The organism is Streptomyces sp. Je 1-369, assembly GCF_026810505.1.
GTDB lineage: Bacteria > Actinomycetota > Actinomycetes > Streptomycetales > Streptomycetaceae > Streptomyces.
Map to the genome: position 1 here is coordinate 8,380,551 of NZ_CP101750.1, position 14,707 is coordinate 8,395,257.

The 14,707-nt window shown below is 71.6% G+C and carries 17 protein-coding genes; 10 read left to right on the top strand and 7 right to left on the bottom strand.

The window, feature by feature from the left end; genetic code table 11:
• Positions 1 to 64 precede the first annotated feature (64 nt).
• Positions 65 to 1,531, top strand: coding sequence for a PLP-dependent aminotransferase family protein (locus NOO62_RS37085; protein WP_268775952.1), 1,467 nt, complete (start codon positions 65 to 67; stop codon positions 1,529 to 1,531).
• A gap of 39 nt (positions 1,532 to 1,570) precedes the next feature.
• Here NOO62_RS37085 and NOO62_RS37090 read toward each other — a convergent pair whose 3' ends face one another.
• From NOO62_RS37090 to NOO62_RS37110, 5 genes are all read right to left on the bottom strand, one after another.
• Positions 1,571 to 1,909 (bottom strand): STAS domain-containing protein, encoded by a 339-nt coding sequence (locus NOO62_RS37090; protein WP_268775176.1) that lies wholly within the window; start codon positions 1,907 to 1,909, stop codon positions 1,571 to 1,573.
• Positions 1,906 to 3,207, bottom strand: a complete 1,302-nt coding sequence (locus NOO62_RS37095; RefSeq protein ID WP_268775177.1) for a PP2C family protein-serine/threonine phosphatase — start codon at positions 3,205 to 3,207, stop codon at positions 1,906 to 1,908. The genes NOO62_RS37090 and NOO62_RS37095 overlap by 4 nt, the downstream gene beginning before the upstream one ends.
• Positions 3,207 to 4,010 (bottom strand): alpha/beta fold hydrolase, encoded by an 804-nt coding sequence (locus NOO62_RS37100; RefSeq protein WP_268775178.1) that lies wholly within the window; start codon positions 4,008 to 4,010, stop codon positions 3,207 to 3,209. Before NOO62_RS37100 ends, NOO62_RS37095 begins: the two co-directional genes overlap by 1 nt.
• Before the next feature lie 78 nt (positions 4,011 to 4,088).
• Positions 4,089 to 4,262 (bottom strand): CsbD family protein, encoded by a 174-nt coding sequence (locus NOO62_RS37105; protein ID WP_268775179.1) that lies wholly within the window; start codon positions 4,260 to 4,262, stop codon positions 4,089 to 4,091.
• 75 nt (positions 4,263 to 4,337) lie between these two features.
• Complete coding sequence (locus tag NOO62_RS37110; protein ID WP_268775180.1) at positions 4,338 to 4,703, bottom strand: STAS domain-containing protein; 366 nt, start codon at positions 4,701 to 4,703, stop codon at positions 4,338 to 4,340.
• Between the two features lie 228 nt (positions 4,704 to 4,931).
• Between NOO62_RS37110 and NOO62_RS37115 the strand changes: the two genes are divergently transcribed.
• Positions 4,932 to 5,321 (top strand): ATP-binding protein, encoded by a 390-nt coding sequence (locus NOO62_RS37115; protein ID WP_268775181.1) that lies wholly within the window; start codon positions 4,932 to 4,934, stop codon positions 5,319 to 5,321.
• A gap of 107 nt (positions 5,322 to 5,428) precedes the next feature.
• Positions 5,429 to 6,295: a SigB/SigF/SigG family RNA polymerase sigma factor gene (locus tag NOO62_RS37120; RefSeq protein ID WP_268775182.1), complete on the top strand. Its 867-nt coding sequence runs from the start codon at positions 5,429 to 5,431 to the stop codon at positions 6,293 to 6,295.
• Between the two features lie 73 nt (positions 6,296 to 6,368).
• On the opposite strand, the gene NOO62_RS37125 is transcribed toward NOO62_RS37120, so the two are convergent.
• The gene (locus NOO62_RS37125; protein WP_268775183.1) at positions 6,369 to 7,982 is read right to left on the bottom strand and encodes an acyl-CoA synthetase; all 1,614 of its coding nucleotides are present in this window, start codon (positions 7,980 to 7,982) and stop codon (positions 6,369 to 6,371) included.
• A gap of 210 nt (positions 7,983 to 8,192) precedes the next feature.
• On the opposite strand from NOO62_RS37125, the gene NOO62_RS37130 reads away from it, so the two are divergent.
• The 6 genes from NOO62_RS37130 to NOO62_RS37155 all read left to right on the top strand — a co-directional run bounded on the left by NOO62_RS37130 (position 8,193) and on the right by NOO62_RS37155 (position 13,697).
• Entirely contained in the window at positions 8,193 to 9,017 is an 825-nt protein-coding gene (locus NOO62_RS37130; RefSeq protein ID WP_268775184.1) for a crotonase/enoyl-CoA hydratase family protein, read from the top strand.
• A 95-nt stretch (positions 9,018 to 9,112) separates the two neighbouring features.
• Positions 9,113 to 10,075 (top strand): Zn-ribbon domain-containing OB-fold protein, encoded by a 963-nt coding sequence (locus NOO62_RS37135; protein ID WP_268775185.1) that lies wholly within the window; start codon positions 9,113 to 9,115, stop codon positions 10,073 to 10,075.
• Positions 10,076 to 11,140 carry a thiolase domain-containing protein gene (locus NOO62_RS37140; RefSeq protein WP_268775186.1) on the top strand — a complete coding sequence of 355 codons (1,065 nt, stop codon included), beginning with the start codon at positions 10,076 to 10,078 and terminating at the stop codon, positions 11,138 to 11,140.
• Positions 11,133 to 12,299, top strand: a complete 1,167-nt coding sequence (locus NOO62_RS37145; protein ID WP_268775187.1) for a thiolase domain-containing protein — start codon at positions 11,133 to 11,135, stop codon at positions 12,297 to 12,299. Before NOO62_RS37140 ends, NOO62_RS37145 begins: the two co-directional genes overlap by 8 nt.
• Before the next feature lie 108 nt (positions 12,300 to 12,407).
• Positions 12,408 to 12,650 carry a DUF397 domain-containing protein gene (locus NOO62_RS37150; RefSeq protein WP_268775188.1) on the top strand — a complete coding sequence of 81 codons (243 nt, stop codon included), beginning with the start codon at positions 12,408 to 12,410 and terminating at the stop codon, positions 12,648 to 12,650.
• Positions 12,651 to 12,797: 147 nt separating this feature from the next.
• A complete protein-coding gene (locus NOO62_RS37155) occupies positions 12,798 to 13,697 on the top strand; it encodes a universal stress protein (protein WP_268775953.1) in 900 nt (299 codons plus the stop codon).
• Between the two features lie 25 nt (positions 13,698 to 13,722).
• Here the strand turns inward: NOO62_RS37155 and NOO62_RS39380 are convergent, their stop codons facing one another.
• Complete coding sequence (locus tag NOO62_RS39380) at positions 13,723 to 14,040, bottom strand: hypothetical protein (RefSeq protein ID WP_414930951.1); 318 nt, start codon at positions 14,038 to 14,040, stop codon at positions 13,723 to 13,725.
• 113 nt (positions 14,041 to 14,153) lie between these two features.
• On the opposite strand from NOO62_RS39380, the gene NOO62_RS37165 reads away from it, so the two are divergent.
• Positions 14,154 to 14,654 carry a hypothetical protein gene (locus NOO62_RS37165; protein WP_150187755.1) on the top strand — a complete coding sequence of 167 codons (501 nt, stop codon included), beginning with the start codon at positions 14,154 to 14,156 and terminating at the stop codon, positions 14,652 to 14,654.
• The last annotated feature ends 53 nt before the right edge of the window (positions 14,655 to 14,707 follow it).

A 14,707-nucleotide genomic window follows, 5' to 3' on the forward strand; every position in this document is an offset into this window, starting at 1 on the left:
CCAATCACGGGAGAATGGTTTGGTTGACGCCGATCGAACGCTGGGCGGCCGTCGGCTCGCGGCGATGCTGCCCGACCCGTCCGGCACGCGTCCCGCCTACCGGCATCTCGCCCACGCCCTCAGCGGACTGATCCTGGACGGCCGCATCGCCCTGCACGTCAGGCTCCCCGCCGAACGCGACCTGGCCGTCGCCCTCGGAACCAGCCGAACGACCGTCACCGCCATGTACGACCTGCTGCGCTCGCACGGCTACGCACACAGCCGCCAAGGCGCGGGCACCTGGACGGCGCTGCCCGAGAAAGCCGCGCCCAGCGGCGTGCGGCGACTCCTCGCGGCCGAGAACACAACGGCCCGGAACAGCACGGCCCAGAACACCGCGACCGAGGACACCGCGACCGAGGACACCGTCATCGACCTGGCCAGAGCCGCACCGGGCCTGCCGGGCCAGGAGCTCACCGACACCGTCGCCCGGATCGCACCGCGCCTCGCGGAGCACGCGCACACCCCCGGCTACCACCCGTACGGCCTGCCGGAGCTCCGGGCCGCCATCGCCGGGCGCTTCACCCGGCGAGGCCTGGCCACCGTGCCGGAACAGATCCTGGTGACCTCCGGCGCCCAGCACGCACTCACCCTCGTGCTGGGGCTCCTGTGCGGGCCCGGCGACCGCGTCCTCACCGAGAACCCGTCCTATCCCAATGCGCTGGAGGCCATGCGGCGCGCACGTCTGCGGCCGCGGTCCGTGCCCGTGACGGAGGCGGGCTGGGACGTCGGCGTCGTCGAGGCCGTGTTCCGCGAAACCGTCCCGCAACTCGCCTATCTGATACCGGACTTCCACAACCCGACCGGCTGCCTCATGCCCGAGGAGGAGCGGATCCGGGTGCTGCGTGCCGCGCAGCGGTCCGGCAGCTGGCTCGTCGTCGACGAGACCCTCGCCGAACTCGCCCTCGACGTGCCCGCGCCGCCGCCGCTCGCCTCCCACGCGGCACCCGGCGGCGCGGCGAAGCTCATCACCGTCGGCTCCATGAGCAAGACGCACTGGGCCGGGCTGCGCATCGGCTGGCTGCGCGCCCCCGCAAGGCTCGTCACCGAACTCGCGGGACAGCGCGTCGCCACCGACATGGGCGGCTCGGTCCTCGACCAGCTGGTGGCGCTCGACCTCCTGGGCAGGACCGACGCACTGCTTCCGGCCCGCCTGGAGCGGCTGCGCGTGCAGCGGGCCGCGCTCTGCGCCGCCCTGGAGGAGCACTTTCCGGCGTGGAGCTGGAGTCTTCCGCCCGGCGGCCTCTCGCTCTGGGTCGACCTGGGCGAACCCGTCGCGTCGGCGCTGGCCGAGCGGGCCCGCGACAAGGGCGTACGGATCGAGAGCGGCTCCTGCTTCGCCACCGACCCGGGCGTTTTCGAGCAGCGGCTCCGCATCCCGTACACCGCTCCGCCCGACGCGCTGCGCGAGGCGGTGCGTCGCATGGCGGTCGCCTCGGCGGCCGGTCTGGGCGCGGTGTCCGGTGCGGGGCGGCCGCGCTGGGTGGCGTGAGGTGCGCCGGTGAGGTGCGCCGGTGAGGCAGGCGGGGCGTCAGGGGCGCGTGGCGGTCGCGACGTCCTCGTGCAGCGCGAAGATCTGGTCGAGCCCGACGATGCGCAGGATCCGCAGGGTGTTGGCGGGGACCGCGGCCAGCGCGATGTCCGCTCCGGCGGCCTGGGCGTGGTTGCGGGCTGCCAGCAGGGCGGTGATGCCGCTGGAGTCGCAGAAGTGCATCGCGGTCAGGTCGAGGACGAGGCGGCCGCCGGGCCGCAGGTCGACCGTGGGGAGCACGTCGCGCAGCTCGGGGGCGGTGTGGTGGTCGAGGTCGCCGATGACCTCCAGGACCGGGCCCGTCGCGGAGTCGCCTGTGATGATCTTCAGTGGTCTCATGGCGTGGTCTTCGTCGTCAGGGGCTCAGGCGTCGGCGTTGCGGAGGCAGCCCCCAGTGCGAGCAGGGCGGTGTCGTCGTCCAGGCCTGCGGCGAGGCCGGTGAGCAGCTCGGTGAGGGCGGCGACGACGGCCCCGGCGGAGGTGTCGGCCTGCTCGGCGGTGAAGGCGCGCAGTGCCTCGTCCCCGAAGAGGTCCGAGCGGTCGGCGCCGGTGCGGGCCTCGGTGACGCCGTCGGTGTAGAGGAGGAGCGTGTCGCCGGGGGCGAGGGTGGTGGTGGCTGCCGTGAAGTGGGGGTTGGGCAGCGCGCCGACGAGGAGGCCGCCCGGGGTGGGGAGGTACTCCGCCGTACCGCCGCTGCGCAGGACGAGGGCCGGCGGGTGACCGCCGGACGCCAGCTCCACGGAGACGTACCCGGAGACGGGGTCGGGGTCCAGGACGCCGAAGATGACGGTGCAGAAACGCGGGTCGTCGCCCGAGTACCGGTCGTGCAGGACCTGGTTGAGCGTGGTCAGCGCGGCCACGGGGTCGGGATCGTGCAGGGCCGCGGCGCGCAGCGTGTACCGGGTCAGCGAGGTGACCGCGGCCGCCTGGGGGCCCTTGCCGCAGACATCGCCGAGGAAGAAGCCGAAGCGTCTGCCGTCCAGCGGGAAGACGTCGTAGAAGTCGCCGCCGAGCTGGTCGGGGGAGGCCGTGTGGTAGTACGTGGCTGTCTCGACGCCGGGAATCGGGGGCAGGGAGGCGGGGAGCAGCGACTGCTGGAGCACGGCCAGCGCCTGCTGGAGCCGGGCCCGGTCGGCGCGGGCCTGCCGCGCGGACTCCTCGGCTGCCTTGCGGCTGCGCAGCAGCTCCGTCTCGTAGGCACGGCGGTCGGTGGCGTCGAAGAGGGTGACGCGGGTCAGCAGCGGCGTGCCGGTGCTGCCGTACTTCAGGACGGCGGAGACGAGGACCGGCCTGCGGCCGCCGTCGGCCTGCTTGACCTCCAGGGCCACCCCGCTGATCTCGCCCTGCATGCGCAGCAGCGGCGCGAAGTGCGTCTCGTGGTACAGCCTGCCGCCCACGGGCAGCAGGTCCGTGAACCGCAGCCGGCCCACCACGGCGTCCCGGTCGAGCCCCAGCCAGTCCAGCAACGTGCCGTTGATCTTCACGACGGTGCCGTCCATCAGCGTGGACAGGTAGCCGCACGGCGCGTTCTCGTACAGGTCCTCGGAGCTGTCCTCAAGAAGGGCGGCGAACACGGAGTCCGAAGAGGTGCTGCCGTCGGCCTCCTCGGGACCCGGACCCGTTCCGGTGCGGCACATCACCCGAGGCCTGCCAGGAACGCGGTGATCGCCGCGTTGGTCGCGTCCGGCGCGGACAGGTGCGGGCAGTGTCCCGTCGCGTCGAGGGTGACCAGCTGGGAGGAGGGCACGGCCCGGTGCACGTAGGCGCCGACCTCGCGGGGCGCGATCGCGTCCTGCGTGCACTCGATGACCAGCGTCGGGATGCGTACGCTCGTCAGCTCTTCCCGGGCGTCCGAGAGGAACGTCGTCCTGGCGAAGACCAGGGCCATCTCCGGGTCGGTGGCGCAGAAGCTGTTCTTGAGCTCGTCGCCGAGCTCGGGCCGCTCAGGGTTGCCCATGATGAGCGGGGCCATCGCCGCCGACCAGCCCAGGTAGTTCGCCTCGAGGGACTCCAGGAGCTCGTCGATGTCCTCCTCGCTGAAGCCGCCGCGGTAGCCGTCGTCGTCGATGTACCGAGGGGACGGGGCGACCATCACGAGGGCCTTGATCCGTTCGGGGGCCCGCCTGGCGGCCAGCACACCGATCATGGAGCTCACCGAGTGACCGACGAACACGGCGTCGCGCAGGTCGAGCCGCTCGCACACCTCCACCACGTCCTGGGCGTAGCCGTCCAGCGAGCCGTACCGCTCCGCGGAGAACGCGGACAGGTCCGACCGGCCCGCGCCCACATAGTCGAACAGGACCACGCGGTAGTGCGGCTCCAGGGCGGGCACGGTCAGGCGCCACATGTTCTGGTCACAGCCGAAACCGTGGGCCAGCACCACCGTCGGCCCTTGCGGGTTGCCGGTGACGGTGACGTTGTTCCTGTGGATGATGTCCATGACTTCCATGATCTCAGACACCCGGAAGGGGCGGCCCCTCCAAGGGGGCCGCCCCGACGGCGTCGAACGGTGCTGCGGTCAGTGCTTGCCGATGTCCTTGGTCTTCTCCTTGGCCTGGCGCGCGTCACCCTTCATCTGCTCGGCGCGGCCCTCCGCGGTGAGACGCTCGTTCCCGACAGCGCGACCGGCCGCTTCCTTGGCGGCGCCCTTGGTCTGCTCGGTCTTCGCCTTGGCCTTCTCGTTGGCGGTCATGTCCGCTCACGCTCCTTGGCATCGACATCATGTGCTGAAGATCCGCCTGACCGCTCAGCGCCGTGTCAAACATCGTCAGCCGTCGAGGAGCTTGTTCAGCTGCCGCAGACCGTCCTCGTGCGTGTCGGCCAGGATCAGGATGTCGATGACACCCGTGATCTCGAACAGCCGCCGGATGGCGCTGTGCAGGGGGCCGCAGAGGACGAAGGGGCGCTGCGCCTGTTCGTGCTCGGCGCGCGCCAGCAGGATCAGGTTGAGCAGGGCACTGTCGGCGAAGGTCAGCCCGGCGAGGTCGAGCAGGGTGGCCTCGGTGCCGCTCTCGGTCCGGGCGCGCTGGAAGGCGGCGGTGACCTCGCTGCCGTTCTCGAGGTCGATGTCGTGGCGCAACGTGACGACCGCCACCCGGTCCTGTCTGGTGACTTCGATGCTGTTGAGGGACATGCCCCGACCTTGTCATATGCCGCAGCCGGGTGAGAATGGAGCGGCCCTTTCACGGGTGGAGCGGGCCGCCGCGAGAGAGGACCCACAGGAGGCCGTTTCACTGTTGTGAACGTGTTTCGTCCTTGTGGGGTGCGGGGGGTGTGCGGGCAATGGCGTCGGGCATGCGAACACAAGGAAGGGTGCGATGCGGTCGCGTTTGCACGTGTGCAGGGAAAGGATCACAGCTTTATGAGCGCTCCCGAGATGCCGGACACAGTGCGGACGACCTGCGCTCGGGCCCGCGCCGAGGTCGACGCGGCACTGCTGACGGTGAGTCAGGGGCTGCCGGCCGAGCAGGCGCGGCGGGTGAACGAGGACGCGCTGCTGGTGGTGAGCGAGTTGGTGGCCAACGCGATGCGGCACGGCGGGGGCCTGAGTGGACTTACTGTCCGCGTCCAGGGCGGTGCCCTGCTGATCCGCGTGAGCGACCGGAGCGAGGGGGTGCCGGTTCAGGTGCCCTCGGATCCGGCCCGGCCCGGCGGTTTCGGCTGGCTGATGGTCCAGCGCCTCAGCTCCAGCGTCACGGTCGAGGCGGAGGACGGGGGCAAGACCATCGTCGCCGCTCTGAACCTGCCTTGAGGGCTCGGCGCGAATTCTTCGAAAAACTGTACGCGTGAGATGCGATCGACGGGGTAACCGTGGCGCTGCGGGGGTAAACAGCCGAGCTGAACAAGGAGCGGAACGCCATGATTACCGTGACGCAGGGGCAGACGCAGGACACGGCCACCCGTGCCGGGGAGGACCTCGTCGAGCGCGCGTACACGGACCCCTCCTCCATCGCGCCGAGGGACGCGCGTGAGGTCGGCAAGCGGTTCTTCGACCGCCTCACGCAGCTCGAGGAGGGTACGCACGAGTACCAGTACGTGCGTAACGCGCTGATCGAAATGAACCTCTCGCTGGTGCAGTACGCGGCATCGCGCTTCAAGCACCGCGGCCAGCAGGAGATGGAAGACATCATTCAGGTCGGCACCATCGGTCTGATCAAGGCGATCGACCGGTTCGAGCTCACCCGTGAGGTCGAGTTCACCTCCTTCGCCGTTCCGTACATCACAGGCGAGATCAAGCGGTTCTTCCGCGACACCTCCTGGGCCGTGCACGTGCCGCGCCGGCTCCAGGAAGCGCGGATCGAGCTGTCCAAGGCGACGGAGGAACTGCGCACCCGGCTCGGGCGCATGCCGTCCACCGCCGAGCTCGCGGAGCTGATGCAGCTGGAGCCCGCGGAGGTCTCCGAGGCGCAGAAGGCGTCCAACGGCTACAGCGCGGTCTCCCTGAACGCCGCGGTCAACGGCCAGGACGACGAGTCCGACACGATGCTGGCCGACTTCATCGGCATCGACGAGGAATCCTTCGAACTCGTCGAGAACTTCCACTCCCTGGCACCGCTCATCGCGGACCTCGACGAAAGGGACCGCACCCTCATCCACCTCCGCTTCGTCGAGGAGCAGACCCAGCAGCAGATCGCGGACACCCTGGGCTGCTCGCAGATGCACGTGTCCCGGCTGCTCTCCCGCGTCGTGGGCAAGCTCCGCGCGGGCCTGCTGACCACCGACTGATCCGCGGCTCACCCCTCCGCCACGACGAAGGCCCCCACCCGACCGGAGCGGTCGGGTGGGGGCCTTCGTCGTGTCAGCCCTCGGCGGCCACCGCCTTGGCCCAGCGGTAGTCCGCCTTGCCGCTGGGGGAGCGCTGGATGTGGTCGGTGAAGACCACGGACCGCGGGATCTTGTAGCCGGCGAGGAGGGCTCGGCAGTGCGTCTGCACCGCCTCCAGGTCCAGCGCGGCCGCGCCGTCCCTGAGCTGGACGACGGCGGCCACATGGCTGCCCCACCGCTCGTCGGGGACCCCGGCGACCAGCACGTCGTACACGTCGGGGTGCGACTTGAGGGCCTGCTCGACCTCCTCCGGGTACACCTTCTCGCCGCCCGTGTTGATGCACTGCGAGCCGCGGCCGAGCACGGTGACGATGCCGTCCTCGTCCACCGTAGCCATGTCTCCGAGCAGCACCCAGCGCTCGCCGTCCTTCTGGAAGAAGGTCTCCGCGGTTTTCCCGGCGTCGTTGTAGTAGCCGAGCGGCACGTGGCCACGCTGGGCCAGGCGCCCCGGCTCGCCCACCGGCACCGGCTCGTGCGTGACCAGGTCCACCACCTGCGTCCGCTCGTTGACCTCGAGCCGGAAGCCCTTCTCCGGCCCCGAGTCGTCCGTCGCCTTGCCGTTGGAGCCCGACTCGGAGGAACCGAAGTTGTTCAGGAGCAGCACGTCGGGCGCGAGCTCCTGGAACTGGGCGCGGACGGTCTCCGACATGATCGCCCCGGACGAGGAGACGCTGAACAGGGAGGACAGGTCGGTGCCCTTGAGCGGCCCGCGCAGCGCGTCGATGAGCGGCCTGAGCATCGCGTCGCCGACCAGCGAGACGCTGGACACCCGCTCCTTCTCGATCGTACGAAGCAGTTCCTCGGGGACGTACTTGCGGTGCAGGGCGACCCGCTGCCCGTAGTTGAAGGCGATGAACGACGTCAGGGTCGACGTGCCGTGCATCAGCGGGGGCGCGGGGAAGAACGTGATGCCGGGCCCGCCCGCCGCGACCCGCTCGGCGAGTTCCTCGGGCCGCTTCACCGGCTCGCCCGCCGGTTCCCCGCCGAAGAGCCCGGCGAAGAACAGGTCCTCCTGGCGCCACATGACGCCCTTGGGCATGCCCGTCGTGCCGCCCGTGTAGATGATGAACAGGTCGTCGGCCGAGCGGGGCCCGAACCCGCGCTCCGGCGACCCCGAAGCCTCCGCGTCGGCGAACGCGACCACGTCGAGCGCGGGCGCGCCGACGGGCGGCCCGCCGACCCGCACCAGGTGCCGCAGCTTCTCCGTGCGCGGCAGCGCCGCCGCGACCCGCTCGGTGAACTCGGCGTCGAAAACGAGCGCCGCGAGGTCCGCGTCGCGGTAGAGGTAGACCAGCTCCTCCTCCACGTAGCGGTAGTTCACATTGACCGGTACGAGACGTGCCTTCAGGCAGCCGAGGACCGTCTGCAGGTACTCGACGCCGTTGTACAGGTGCAGGCCCAGGTGCTCGCCGGGGCGCAGGCCGCTGTCGACGAGGTGGTGGGCGACGCGGTTGGCGGCCGCGTCGAGCTCGGCGTAGGTGAGGCGGCGTTCCGCTCCCGTGCCGGGGTGGTCGATGTAGACGAGCGCCTCGCGGTCGGGGACCACGTCGACGACCGACTCGAACAGGTCGGCAAGGTTGTACTCCACCGCACTCCTCCTGACCCCGGCGTCCACACTGACGTCTCGCCTGGCGGTCATCAGAGCAGAGGGGCCCACAAGTGGGAAGGGTCCCCGCGGAAGAAAACTGACTGAGTGTCAGAAAACTATTGAACTGGCTCCCCGGCTACTGCAACCTGTTCCAGGTCCGCAGCCGACAGGCCGGCCGCACGGGCGGCCGTCGATGGAGGGAGCAGGGCGATGGGCGGGACGGAAAGCGGTACGGAACGTGGGACGGAACATTTCTCCGTGCGGCGCGAGGGCGCCACACTGGTCCTCACGCTGAACAGGCCCGAAGCGAAGAACGCGCTGTCGCTCGCGATGCTCGTCGGCCTGTACGACGGGTGGGTCGAGGCCGACGACGACGACGGGGTCCGCTCCATCGTGCTCACCGGCGCGGGCGGCTCCTTCTGCGCGGGCATGGACCTCAAGGCGCTCGCAGGCAAAGGCATGGAGGGCGAACAGCACCGGGACCGCCTCAAGGCCGACCCCGATCTGCACTGGAAGGCGATGCTGCGCCACCACCGCCCCCGCAAACCCCTCATCGCCGCCGTCGAGGGGTACTGCGTGGCCGGCGGCACGGAGATCCTGCAAGGCACGGACATCCGTGTGGCGGGGGAGTCGGCGACGTTCGGCCTGTTCGAAGTGGCACGCGGGCTCTTCCCCATCGGCGGCTCGACGGTACGGCTGCCGCGGCAGATCCCCCGTACGCACGCCCTGGAGATGCTGCTCACCGGGCGGCCCTACTCGGCGGCGGAGGCCGCGGCCATCGGCCTCATCGGACACGTGGTGCCGGACGGCACGGCCCTGGAGAAGGCACTCGTCATCGCCGAACAGATCAACGCGTGCGGGCCGCTCGCCGTGGAGGCGGTGAAGGCGTCCGTGTACGAGACCGCCGGGATGACCGAGGCGGACGGCCTCGCGGCCGAGCTGAAACGGGGGTGGCCCGTCTTCGACACGGCCGACGCGAAAGAGGGCTCCAGAGCCTTCGCGGAGAAGCGGGCACCTGTCTTCCGGCGTGCGTAGGGCCGTTCTTCTGCCGCGGGCCTGTTGTGGCAGGTCGCGCAGTTCCCCGCGCCCCTCTCAGGGGCGCCCCGCCCACTTGGAAACGGAGTCCCCTCATGGCGTCCGTCCCCTCCCCAGAAGTGCTTCGAGCCCCTCTCGTCGTCGAGTTTCCCTTCACCCGCTCGCTCGGGCCCGTGCAGAGCGCCTTCCTCACCGGGCTGCGTGAGCGCACCGTGCTCGGCGTGCGGACCGGTGACGGCCGCACCCTCGTCCCGCCCGTCGAGTACGACCCCGTGACCGCCGAGGAGATCCGTGACCTCGTCGAGGTCGCCGCCACCGGCACCGTCACCACCTGGGCCTGGAACCACGCACCGCGCCGCGGCCAGCCCCTCGACACCCCGTTCGCCTGGGTTCTCGTCAGGCTCGACGGCGCCGACACCGCCCTGCTCCACGCACTGGACGTGCCGGGGCCCGACGCCGTGCGCACCGGCATGCGGGTCCGCGTCCGCTGGGCCGGCGAACGCGTCGGCGCCATCACGGACATCGCCTGCTTCGAGGCGTACGAGGGGGAGGCGGCGGAGGCCGGGCCCGCACCGCACACCGGCGCGTTCGACGACCCCGTCACCGGCATCGTCGCCGCCGCACGACTCGACTACACCTACTCGCCCGGCCGCGCGCAGTCCGCGTACATCAACGCCCTCTCCGATCGGCGCACTGTCGGCGAGCGGTGCCCGTCCTGCCGCAAGGTGTACGTCCCCCCGCGCGGCGCCTGCCCCACCTGCGGGGTCGCCACGGTGGAGCGCGTGGAGGTCGGACCGCGCGGCACCGTCACGACGTACTGCATCGTCAACATCAAGGCGAAGAACCTCGACATCGAAGTCCCCTACGTCTACGCGCACATCGCCCTCGACGGGGCCGACCTGGCCCTGCACGCCCGCATCGCGGGCATCCCCTGCGACCAGGTCCGCATGGGCCTGCGCGTGGAACCGGTCTGGACCGAGGGCGGCCGCTACCCCGACCACTACCGGCCCACGGGCGAACCCGACGCCGACTACGACACGTACAAGGAGCTGGTGTAGATGGCGCCCCACGAGCGGCGGCCCGTCACCGTCGTCGCCTTCGGGCAGAGCGACCACCGGCGCACCACCGACGAGGTCTCCGAGGTCGAGATGCTCATGCCGGTGCTGCACGAAGTCCTCGCCGCCACCGGCCTGAAGACCAGCGACATCGGCTTCACCTGCTCCGGTTCGTCGGACTACCTCGCGGGCCGCGCCTTCTCCTTCACGATGGCGCTCGACGGGGTGGGCGCCTGGCCGCCGATCTCCGAGTCGCACGTCGAGATGGACGGCGCCTGGGCCCTGTACGAGGCCTGGGTGAAACTCCAGACCGGCGAGGCCGACACCGCGCTCGTCTACTCCTACGGCAAGTCCTCGCCCGGCTCCGTGCGCGACGTGCTCACCCGGCAGCTGGACCCGTACTACGTCGCCCCGCTCTGGCCCGACTCCGTGGCGCTCGCCGCACTACAGGCACAGGCACTGATCGACGCGGGCGAGACCGACGAACCCGCGCTCGCCGGGGTCGCGACCCGGAGCCGGACGGCCGCCGCCACCAATCCGCACGCGCAACTGCGCGGTGCGGTCGCGCGGGGCGAGTACGCCGTACGCCCCCTGCGCACCGGCGACTGCCCGCCCGTCGGCGACGGCGCCGCCGCCGTGATCCTCGCCGCGGGGGAGCGAGCCCGGGAGCTCTGCGAGCGGCCGGCGTGGATCCGCGGCATCGACCACCGCATCGAGGCACACGGCCTCGGCGTCCGCGACCTCACCGACTCACCGTCCACCCGCCTGGCCGCCGAACGCGCCGGAGTCTTCGAACGCCCCGTCGACACGGCTGAGTTGCACGCCCCCTTCACCTCGCAGGAAGTCGTCCTGCGCAAGGCCCTGCGCCTGGCGGACGACGTCACCGTCAACCCGTCCGGCGGCGCCCTCGCCGCCAACCCCATGATGGCCGCCGGACTCATCCGCATCGGCGAGGCCGCCGCGCGCATCCACCGGGGCGCCTCGGACCGGGCCGTCGCCCACGCCACGTCCGGCCCCTGCCTTCAGCAGAACCTGGTCGCCCTCCTGGAAGGAGAGACCCGTGGCTAAGGAACCCGTGGCGGTCGTCGGGATCGGCCAGACCAAGCACGTGGCCGCACGCCGTGACGTGTCGATCGCGGGCCTGGTCCGCGAAGCCGCCCAAAGCGCCCTGCGGGACGCCGAGTTGACGTGGGCCGACATCGACGCCGTCGTCATCGGCAAGGCGCCCGACTTCTTCGAAGGCGTCATGATGCCGGAGCTGTACCTCGCCGATGCGCTCGGCGCCGTCGGCAAACCCATGCTCCGCGTCCACACGGCGGGCTCCGTCGGCGGCTCCACGGCACTCGTCGCCGCGAACCTCGTCGCCGGGCGCGTCCACGGCACCGTCCTCACCCTCGCCTTCGAAAAACAGTCGGAATCCAACGCGATGTGGGGCCTCTCCCTGCCCGTGCCGTTCCAGCAGCCGCTGCTCGCGGGCGCGGGCGGCTTCTTCGCCCCGCACGTGCGGGCGTACATGCGGCGCACCGGCGCCCCCGACACGGTCGGCTCCCTCGTCGCGTACAAGGACCGGCGCAACGCCCTGAAGAACCCCTACGCGCACCTCCACGAGCACGACGTCACCCTGGAGAAGGTCCAGGCCTCGCCCATGCTCTGGGACCCGATCCGCTACTCGGAGACCTGCCCGTCCTCCGACGGCGCCTGCGCCATGATCCTCACCGACCGCGCGGGCGCGGCCCGTTCGCCCGGACCGCCCGCCTGGATGCACGGCGGCGCGATGCGCAGCGAGCCGACGCTCTTCGCGGGCAAGGACTTCGTCTCGCCGCAGGCGGGCAAGGACTGCGCGGCCGACGTCTACCGGCAGGCCGGCATCGCGGACCCGCGCAGGGAGATCGACGCCGTCGAGATGTACGTGCCGTTCTCCTGGTACGAGCCGATGTGGCTGGAGAACCTGGGCTTCGCCGAGGAGGGCGAGGGCTGGAAACTCACCGAATCCGGCGTCACGGAACTGGACGGCGACCTGCCCGTCAACATGTCCGGCGGCGTCCTGTCCACCAACCCCATCGGCGCATCCGGCATGATCCGCTTCGCCGAAGCGGCACTTCAGGTGCGCGGCCGGGCGGGGGACCACCAAGTGGACGGAGCGCGCAAGGCACTTGGGCACGCCTATGGAGGCGGCTCGCAGTTCTTCTCCATGTGGCTCGTCGGCGCCGAACCGCCCACCGGCTGACGGAGCCCGGCGCCGGACGGACCGAGGTCCTGTCACCGCGGCCTGTCCGGCGCCCGGAGCGAAAGCTAGGCTGACGGCCGGACCGACGCATTCGGGAGGAGCACGGACGTGGCCGACAGCACCACTCAGCAACATCCGCTCGCGGGCTGGGACAAGCCGGAGCTCGACCTCAGCACGGCGGACTGGCGATCGAGCAGCGAGGGGCGCGGAGACGTCGAGATCGCCTTCGTCGAGGGCTTCATCGCCATGCGCAACGGCGACCGCCCGGAGAGCCCTTCCCTGATCTTCACCCCGGCGGAGTGGGGAGCCTTCGTCCACGGCGCCCGGGAGGGCGAGTTCGACCTGACGTAGCACGCCGGCACGGCACGCGGCCGCGACGGTCTTCGGTCCCTGCCGATCACGTGACCTTCGACTCTCGTCGCGCGCCCCGGACTGCACGAAGCTGAAGCCATGAGCAGCGAACCGGTCGGCAGCGTGAGCAGTGGGTCCGTGAGCGGCATGGGGCCGGAGGGCGGCGGTGGACCCGTCGTCGTGGCCGTGGACGGTTCGAAGGGCAGCGGCCGCGCCCTGGAATGGGCGCTGGCCGCCGCCGCGCTGCGCGACGTGCCGCTGCGGATCGTGCACGTACGGGGATACGACGTACCGCTGGTCGACGGCCCCTTCGCGTCCGTACTGGAGCGCGACGAGAGCGACCCGGTGGTGGACTGGGCCCGCGATGCTCTCGTGGGGCGGGCCGGTCTGCCCGAGCTCGAGTTCGTCACGGTGGACGGCAGCCCGGGGCGCGAGCTGCCGCGGCTCGGTGCGGGGGCCGGACTGCTGGTCCTCGGCTCCCGCGGCCGGGGCGGCTTCGCCAGCCTGCTGCTCGGCTCGAACGGTCTCGCGTGCGCCCGTGAGGCGGCCTGTCCTGTGGTGGTCGTGCCGCGCCCCGCGGGGCCCGAGGCGCCGGACACCGCAGCGCGCGTGGTCCTCGGCCTTTCGGCGCCCGCGCCGGACGAGCACTCCGTCGCGTTCGCCTTCGCCGAGGCCGGGCGGCGCGGGGCGCGGCTTCAGGTCGTCGCCGCGTATCCGTGGCCGGTCCTCAGCTCCACGCCCGCCGGGGAGTTCGTGATGAAGGCCGTCGCGGACGAGGAAACGGAACGGGACTACGCGGCCCTCACCGACGACCTGCTCACCCCGCACCAAAAACGCCACCCCGATGTCCCGGTGGACGTGTTCGTCGCCCCGGGCGACGCGGCCCGCCACCTGGTGGACGCCTCCCACGCCGCCGACCTGGTGGTGGTCGGCCGCCACCGCCGCAGGCTCGCCCCCGGCCGCATCCTCGGCTCGGTCACCCACGCGGTGCTGCTGCACGCGGCGTGCCCGGTGGCGGTGGTGCCGCCGGAGACCGCGGGGGCGTAGCGGAACCGGCGCCGTCCGCTCCGGATCAGTACAGGACGACGCAGCCCCTGCTCTCCAACCCGTCCAGCAGGTTCCGGCCGACCGGGGCGTCGGTCCAGCGCAGGTCGAGCTTCTCGAGCGCGGGCAGCTCGGCCAGCCAGTCGGGCAGCGCGGCGAGGGGGTTGCCGCGCAGGTCCAGGCGGCGCAGCCCGGGGGGTGCGGGTACGGCTGGGGTGCGGTCGGGGTGTGCTGCGGACGCGGTCAGAGTGCGATGTGGGTGCGGCCGGGGTGTGGTCTGCGGGCTTTTCGGTTGCTCCCGGGGCGCTCGCAGGGTGGTCTTCGGGCGTACCCGAGTCGTCGTCATTGTGGCCGAGGGGTCGGCCGGGTCCGCTCCGTGGCTGGTGGGGCAGTCGCCGGTGCCCCGGGACGCGCCCGCCCCCGCGCCGGAACGCCCCGCAGGCCACGTACCATGGGCGCATGTCCTTCCTCCGCCGCCGCAGCTCCGCCACTCCCGCGGGCCCGGACTTCGATGTCCTGGCCATGGACCCCGGTGACTGGCCCGGCAATCTCGGCGCGGGCCTCCTGCCCGCCCCCGACGGCAGCTGCCAGGGCGTCTTCCTGCGCTACGACCTCTTCGGCGGCCGCGGCCCCGCGATGATCATCGGCAACCTCCCCGAGGGTTCGCCCGCGCGCGAGACCGCCGAGGGCGAGGTCCCCTTCGAGGTGGCCCAGCTGCTGCTCGCCCTGGAGAACGACGAGGACGTCACGGTCGTCTCCAGCGAGGACGTACCGGTGATGCAGGGGGACAACCTCCTGATCGTGCGACGCCTCAAGCTCTCCGAGAGCCGGATCTCCTGCGTGCAGTTCGACCGCAGCGACAACGTCCTGGTGACCATCGCCGCCTGGGACCGGCCGATCACCGACGACCTGTACGCGCTCCTGAAGCCGCTGCCCGCCGAGCTCTTCCAGCAGGGCTGACCGCACGGCCGGCCCACATCCCGCGTCCTGCCCCGTTCCGTCCGAGGAGCGGG

Excerpts from the sequence above, each read along its gene's own strand:
- NOO62_RS37105 (WP_268775179.1), bottom strand. The coding sequence starts at position 4,262 with ATGACCGCCAACGAGAAGGCCAAGGCGAAGACCGAGCAGACCAAGGGC.
- NOO62_RS39380 (WP_414930951.1), bottom strand. The coding sequence starts at position 14,040 with ATGACGACGACTCGGGTACGCCCGAAGACCACCCTGCGAGCGCCCCGG.
- NOO62_RS37135 (WP_268775185.1), top strand. The coding sequence starts at position 9,113 with ATGGCGTCCGTCCCCTCCCCAGAAGTGCTTCGAGCCCCTCTCGTCGTC.
- NOO62_RS37095 (WP_268775177.1), bottom strand. The coding sequence starts at position 3,207 with ATGTGCCGCACCGGAACGGGTCCGGGTCCCGAGGAGGCCGACGGCAGC.
- NOO62_RS37165 (WP_150187755.1), top strand. The coding sequence starts at position 14,154 with ATGTCCTTCCTCCGCCGCCGCAGCTCCGCCACTCCCGCGGGCCCGGAC.
- NOO62_RS37110 (WP_268775180.1), bottom strand. The coding sequence starts at position 4,703 with ATGTCCCTCAACAGCATCGAAGTCACCAGACAGGACCGGGTGGCGGTC.
- NOO62_RS37100 (WP_268775178.1), bottom strand. The coding sequence starts at position 4,010 with ATGGACATCATCCACAGGAACAACGTCACCGTCACCGGCAACCCGCAA.
- NOO62_RS37140 (WP_268775186.1), top strand. The coding sequence starts at position 10,076 with ATGGCGCCCCACGAGCGGCGGCCCGTCACCGTCGTCGCCTTCGGGCAG.
- NOO62_RS37130 (WP_268775184.1), top strand. The coding sequence starts at position 8,193 with ATGGGCGGGACGGAAAGCGGTACGGAACGTGGGACGGAACATTTCTCC.
- NOO62_RS37155 (WP_268775953.1), top strand. The coding sequence starts at position 12,798 with ATGGGGCCGGAGGGCGGCGGTGGACCCGTCGTCGTGGCCGTGGACGGT.
- NOO62_RS37115 (WP_268775181.1), top strand. The coding sequence starts at position 4,932 with ATGAGCGCTCCCGAGATGCCGGACACAGTGCGGACGACCTGCGCTCGG.
- NOO62_RS37085 (WP_268775952.1), top strand. The coding sequence starts at position 65 with ATGCTGCCCGACCCGTCCGGCACGCGTCCCGCCTACCGGCATCTCGCC.
- NOO62_RS37120 (WP_268775182.1), top strand. The coding sequence starts at position 5,429 with ATGATTACCGTGACGCAGGGGCAGACGCAGGACACGGCCACCCGTGCC.
- NOO62_RS37090 (WP_268775176.1), bottom strand. The coding sequence starts at position 1,909 with ATGAGACCACTGAAGATCATCACAGGCGACTCCGCGACGGGCCCGGTC.